Origin of the sequence: Chrysosporum bergii ANA360D (genome assembly GCF_029891735.1) — a bacterium.
GTDB lineage: Bacteria > Cyanobacteriota > Cyanobacteriia > Cyanobacteriales > Nostocaceae > Umezakia > Umezakia bergii.
On record NZ_JANQDH010000107.1, the window covers coordinates 1 to 283 of the forward strand.

The 283-nt window shown below is 42.4% G+C and carries 1 protein-coding gene; it reads left to right on the forward strand.

What is annotated here, in order from left to right; translation table 11 throughout:
- Positions 1-80: 80 nt before the first annotated feature.
- On the forward strand, positions 81-283 hold a 203-nt coding region (locus tag NWP17_RS15495; RefSeq protein ID WP_280655772.1), incomplete at its 3' end, for a helix-turn-helix domain-containing protein.

Consider the following 283-nt stretch of genomic DNA (forward strand, 5'->3'; position numbering starts at 1 on the left):
TCATGGACTCATTTAGGGCTTCTAATAGAGTTGTTGGAAAATAAGGGATAATAATCAAGCAGACAAGTAGGGTGACATTAATGTTGAACTTAGACCGCATCCTGAATCAAGAGCGACTGCTACGAGCAATGACTGGACTTAGCCGCCAAGCATTCAACGAGCTGTTATCTCAGTTGATTGTAGCATGGGTTGCTCAAGAGGGATCTCAACGCCAGTTGGCAGAAAGATTCAAGGTCAGCTTATCATTTGTGAAAAATTTAGTACGTCGTTATCGTGAAACTGG